This window comes from Campylobacter coli LMG 9860 (assembly GCF_000254135.1).
GTDB classification, from domain to species: domain Bacteria; phylum Campylobacterota; class Campylobacteria; order Campylobacterales; family Campylobacteraceae; genus Campylobacter_D; species Campylobacter_D coli.
The window spans coordinates 1-4,834 of record NZ_AINS01000088.1 but is presented as its reverse complement, the minus strand read 5'-3'; the positions used below and the strand labels follow the sequence as shown (position 1 = coordinate 4,834).

5 protein-coding genes and 2 pseudogenes are annotated in these 4,834 nt (G+C 27.7%); all 7 read left to right on the top strand.

Annotated features, from left to right (window positions below):
* Window positions 1-301: 301 nt before the first annotated feature.
* A pseudogene (locus CCO88_RS11095) lies at window positions 302-1,024 on the top strand (hypothetical protein); the annotation flags it as partial.
* A gap of 7 nt (window positions 1,025-1,031) precedes the next feature.
* Complete coding sequence (locus CCO88_RS10980) at window positions 1,032-2,006, top strand: hypothetical protein (protein ID WP_223209383.1); 975 nt, start codon at window positions 1,032-1,034, stop codon at window positions 2,004-2,006.
* 135 nt (window positions 2,007-2,141) lie between these two features.
* The gene (locus tag CCO88_RS10975; protein ID WP_223207244.1) at window positions 2,142-2,315 is read left to right on the top strand and encodes a hypothetical protein; all 174 of its coding nucleotides are present in this window, start codon (window positions 2,142-2,144) and stop codon (window positions 2,313-2,315) included.
* An 11-nt stretch (window positions 2,316-2,326) separates the two neighbouring features.
* The gene (locus CCO88_RS10970) at window positions 2,327-2,563 is read left to right on the top strand and encodes a hypothetical protein (protein ID WP_002840312.1); all 237 of its coding nucleotides are present in this window, start codon (window positions 2,327-2,329) and stop codon (window positions 2,561-2,563) included.
* Window positions 2,564-2,660: 97 nt separating this feature from the next.
* Entirely contained in the window at window positions 2,661-3,122 is a 462-nt protein-coding gene (locus CCO88_RS10965) for a hypothetical protein (RefSeq protein ID WP_002840310.1), read from the top strand.
* Window positions 3,112-3,849, top strand: coding sequence for a hypothetical protein (locus CCO88_RS08860; RefSeq protein ID WP_002776827.1), 738 nt, complete (start codon window positions 3,112-3,114; stop codon window positions 3,847-3,849). The genes CCO88_RS10965 and CCO88_RS08860 overlap by 11 nt, the downstream gene beginning before the upstream one ends.
* 41 nt (window positions 3,850-3,890) lie before the next feature.
* Window positions 3,891-4,834: pseudogene (locus CCO88_RS08855) on the top strand (hypothetical protein); the annotation flags it as partial.

Sequence of the window (4,834 nt, the reverse complement as noted above, 5' to 3'; positions counted from 1 at the left end):
GAACTTATCTCTCAAATCAAAGACTAAAAATATAAACTATAAAGGATAAAAATATATGAAAAAACAAGCTCTATTATTTTAATGATAAAGAAAAAGTTATACTGCTGAATATAACTTATAAACTATATCTTAATTTTAATAAAATAGAGAGTCTAAGGAGATAACCCATGACATACATATTACTTCTTATTATAATTTCTACTATTCTTTCTTATCTTATATTAAAATTTATTTATAAAATCATCTTTAAATCTACAAAAAGCGTTTCAAGGTTTTTAGTCTTTCTTGGAAGCATAGGCTTAATTATAATGCCTTAGGTATATATACAGGAAAAAACGATCGCTCCATAAAACCTCTTGTTAATACTCTCTATTTTTATTCTTATCTTTTAGAATTAGATGCTAACTATAACAAAGTTAAAGATAAAAGCCTTAGTGAGTGTATAGAGTATCTTAATCATTTTATGAAAAATATTCAAATTTATACAGAAACTTTTGTGTTAAAAAATAATGCTACTAATAAAAATAGCTCTTTTGGGTTAAATAAAAACCATCCAGAAAAGATTAACCACTTTGAGTATTCTCTTTCATTAATAGCCACTATAATGCAAGAAACCAATGGTATTTTAGAAGAGCTTGGAGATAGTTATTATACAAGTTATAAAGTTCCTATTATTAGTTAAACAGAAATTATAGATTTTATTTTAAAGGTGCAAGAAAAAGAAAAATATATTTTAATTCTTGATAAAAATGATTTTAATAAATACAGAAAAGATTGTTCCTTTATTAATAATCAAGAAAATTTAGCCCATAAAATTGCCATTGGGGAATTTAGAATTTTCATTGCAGTTTATAAAGATATGAAATGTCTTGAAAATATTAACAATATAACAAAAATATATGGATATAATTCAAAAGTTTATAGGCTAAAAGATCAAATTTGGGATGAGCGGTATTTAGGTGGAGTTTGTAAAATATCGCAAGCTTTATATTTTAGTGGAAAAGCCAAAATAGGTATTATTTAGGAAAATTATGATAGGTAGAGACTTTTTATATTCTATTCATAAAGATAAAAAAAGTATTTATTTATTTTGTGAAAATAAAAGCATCATTGATTGTCAAAGCATTTATGAAGAACTTTATAAATTAGAAGCAACGACAGATTTTACTTTTGAAGAACTCCAAAGCTATCAAGCTTATATCTTCCTAAACTCCACCCTCCTTACAGGCTCCACCGAACTTCCTAATAATCCTTTTTACTTTGGAGAATTAGATCAAGATAATCTTATAAAACAAGATATACCCAGTTATTATTTTTCTCCTAAAGATGAAGGCAGTGGTTTAGGAAGACTTAGTATCTTTTATAAAAATGATGAACTTTGCTTGCTTAATTATTCTATTATAGAAAATTCTTTAAATATCAAATTAGAATGCTTAAGCAAACAAAGCTTAGAATACAAAGATTTAATTTCAAACACTCTAAAAGAACAAACAACCACACAAGTAGATAAAAAACAAAGCATAGCCAAACTTCACGCTCTTTTAGAAAATCAAAACCTAGAATGTATCCATGGAGGCAAAGTCATACTTAAATCAAACAAAGGAAAATCCTTTAAAAGTGATGGTATCCCTATAATGCTAGAAAGTGATTTATTAAACTCTAGTATAGTAGCTTGTCCTCACACTATAGCTAATGTAAGTTATCCTTGTACTAAGGTAGTGGATATTAAAGGCTCCTTATCTCAAAAGAAAGTAAATGGAGAATACGCTATATTACAAGAACTCATCTCAGCTTGTAAAACAGATAAAGGCTTTGCTTTAAAAGTAAGCTTTACCCCTACTAAGTTTAAATTTGATCACAGCTTTGATCCTGAGGAGGGCTTAGGAGAACAAAGCAAAAATCAAATAGAGTTAAAAGAAGCTAGATTAAGAATGTATTATAAAGAGCACAAATATCAAAAAGACAATCTTTTCACTAATTTATATCTAAACGATACCCTATATTAAAACGAACAAGGTTTAGATAAATTAGAATTATCTAAAAATGATTTATTCAATCTAAATGATATTAATGTACTAAATACTCTTAAACAAGACTTTAGTAAAGATTATGAATTTAAAGAGTGTGAGATTAGACTTGGTATGCATTTGTTAAAATTAATCTTTGTTATCCCCAAAAACATTGCCAAAGTTTATAAAAGTGCTTATAAAGAATTTAAAAACAAGGATCTAGGAGTAGGGTATTTTACACAGCTACATGAATATGATAAAGATTATAGAGAAAATGAAAACATCATCCATCATAGAGTTTTTTAGCTCCTGCAAAAATGCAAAAGATTGGTTTTGAAATTGCAAAAGGTTTAGATGAGTGGCTTGATAATGAAAATGTGTGTTGCTTTAATGTTTATACTAAGGATTATTTTAACGCAAATGATAAAGATATGCTTATAAGTGATAATATAAAAGATGATACAAATACCACACAAGCTCACACCAATGAAAACTATAACAATACTCAAGAAATCATCCCTGATAATGTTATAAGAATACAAACAAGATGGTAGTGGAGAGTTTATTGAGATAATATTTGATGAATTTAAAGAATGGGAAAAATCATCAAGCGGAGCCATAAAGCCTTTATTTACCCCATTAGAAGGTATAGTGGAAGATATTTCAAATTCACTTGAAAATGTCAGCATTATCGGTGATGCCTTAGCAATGCTTGGTGCAGTGAAAAATCCTAAAAATGCAAAAAATATTATTAAGAAAAAATCCAAATATGCCACTAAACAAGAAGTGATAGAGGTGTTAAAAAATAAATACAATCTTAAGACTTCTAAAGAATTAGGACCTGGTAGAAGCAAGAATGTTTTCTGGGTTAAGGATAATAAACAAATAAAAGAAATTTGGGAAGAGATTACAGATGGGGCAGACATATTAAAAGATATAAATCAAGATAAACTTGGAGGTACTATAAAAATGAGAAAATTAGATGATCAAACTATTATACAATATAAAAAAGCTTCTAAAAGTGGAGGTGAGACCATAGAGGTAAATTCTAATAAACCAAGAGGAAATCTTAGAACAATACATATAGAAAATGGGGTGAAAAATGAAGTATAATTATATCAAATGGAATAAAGAAGAAAAATGTGCTATATTTTTTCCTGATATAGATTATAGCTTATGGAAGAAAACACAATTAAAAGAAAATGCCTACAATAATCCCTCTTTAATTATATCTTCTTGCCTGATAACAAAAATGGATATTTTAGAGTTATTTGAGTATTATATTTTATTTATTTGTGGAAAAAGTATGGGCGCATCAAGATGGGAATGTAATGATTTAATTTTATTGGGTACTTGTAACATTGACAATCTTAGCAACCCTTTCTCTTTAAATACACCCAAACCTACCTATATAAGTGAATATATAAACATCTTAGGACAACTATTCTTAGCAGGATATATAGACTTTGGTTCTTATTGCGATGAAGAAGATAGAAATAAAATAGACTATCCCTCAAACTTATCTTATTATAAAGAAGATAAATACCAAGCTTGGATATATTTTAGAGATAATTTCTTTTATCAAGACAAATTTATTAGAGATTTGGACGATCCTGAAACATTAGACGAGGGTGGATATAGTCTTATTTTAAATGATGTTTCTTGGGATACACCACAATATTGGTCACAATACAATATCTGGGTAGCAACAACCCCCAAAGGCACAAAATACTTTAATGAAATTTTAGCTCCTAAATTTTACAACAAATACAAAGATTTAGAAGTAGAGATTGATGATAAGGGTAATATTATAAGATGGATAGGAAAAATTAATAGATGAGTTTATTTGGATTTTGCATTGGATTTTACGAAGGATAAATAATGAGCGAAACTTATGAGATTTATACACCCGATGGATTAACATTAGATGTGGAAAAAGATACCAATAAAATACTATTTAAAGAAAATATTAAACCCACAGGCAATTATACCGAAGAATATTCCAAAGCGGTTTTTAAATCTTATTATATTATGAAAAACTCCCCCTACAAAGACTATAAACCAATATATCTAGATCCTAATCTTTACACAGGGTAAAGTTCTACTTTACTTGAAATTAAAGATTGGCAAAGTATTTATTTAAAAGATCCTATAAAAGGAGCTATAGCTCCTTGGACTAAAGCAGAAAAAGCTTATTATAAATCTTTAAAAACTAAAAGAGAAAGATATAAATATCTAATTATAAGAAGTGGTATAAGAAGTACAGTTATAGATATACCCTATGATGCTTATGCTAATGTAGATGAAAAAGGATATTTAATCAATGAAGAATACGCCTATATTTATGATGAAGTTAACAATAATAAAGAAACCTTAAAATCTTCTCTTTTTAGACAAGAATGGGGTATAGCAGCAGGAATACTAGGAAAACCTGAATATTTTGTGCGTTCTAAAAATCATGGCTTTAATGCCAGAATGATACAATGTTTTATTTTATATATTCAACTCACAGGTGGAGGATATGAAGAATTAGGTATAAAAAGAGGAATTTATAATTATGCTGATAATCTTTTAGAAATAGGTATAGGTATGGCAGAGATACATAAAAATCCTTTAAGGGCTAAATTGGTAAAAGAATTAGCTAAAACTATACAGCCTGATGAATTTGGTATGCTACCTTTTATAGATGAGATTATGGGAGCAGATTGGGTGATTGATTTAAATAAATATGATTTTGCCTATGATAAAGAAGGCAGAATCATTTGGGCTTTATATAATGATATTGAAAAAGGTAAATTAAAAGATCCAAGAGATGTGGATTCTAC